Source organism: Thiocystis violacea, assembly GCF_016583565.1.
Classification (GTDB): domain Bacteria; phylum Pseudomonadota; class Gammaproteobacteria; order Chromatiales; family Chromatiaceae; genus Thiorhodococcus; species Thiorhodococcus violaceus_A.
This window is the reverse complement of sequence record NZ_NRRF01000247.1, coordinates 1-653: the sequence shown is the minus strand read 5'-3', so window position 1 is coordinate 653 and position 653 is coordinate 1. Positions and strand designations below refer to the sequence as shown.

Genomic DNA, 653 nt, shown 5'->3' with positions numbered 1-653 from the left:
CCCCGAGGCGGCTGACCACATGTTGCGCCAGCACGTCGAGCGCGCCCGCCCGTTCCGGCGCATCGCCTTCGGCATTGTCCTGAACGCCGGCCGCGACCGCCTCCACCGCCGCGACGCATTCCAGCCATTCGAAGCGGTTGGCCGGCGCCAGCAGCGCCTGCGACGGCTCGTCGAGACGGTGATTGGAGCGGCCAACCCGTTGCGTGAGGCGGCTGGCGCTTTTCGGCGCGCCGACCTGAATGACCAGATCGACATCGCCCCAGTCGAGCCCAAGGTCGAGCGTGGAGGTGGCGACCACCGCGTCCACGGCGCCCTCAGCCATGGCGGCCTCGACGCGCCGCCGATGCGCGCGGTCAAGCGAGCCGTGATGCAGGGCGATACGCAGATTGTCCTCGTTGATGTCCCACAACAGCTGGAACATCATTTCAGCCTGCAGGCGCGTGTTGACGAAGACGATGCTGAGTTTCGCCCCGCGCAGGCGCGCGTAAATGTCGGCCACCGCATAGCGGGCGGAATGGCCCGCCCAGGGCGTGCGGCTCTGGCTTTCCAGAATCTCGAAGCGAGGCGGCGGCGCGCCCTCGGCCCGCACGATTCGCGGCGGGCGCGCGGCGCCGGAGGCGAGCCAGCGCGCCAAGGCGGCGGGTTCCCTAACG

At 70.3% G+C, this 653-nt stretch carries 1 protein-coding gene; it reads right to left on the bottom strand.

What is annotated here, in order from left to right:
* The coding region (locus CKO23_RS25050; protein ID WP_274600260.1) for a helicase-related protein at nucleotides 1-634 on the bottom strand (634 nt) is incomplete at its 3' end.
* Nucleotides 635-653: the final 19 nt, after the last annotated feature.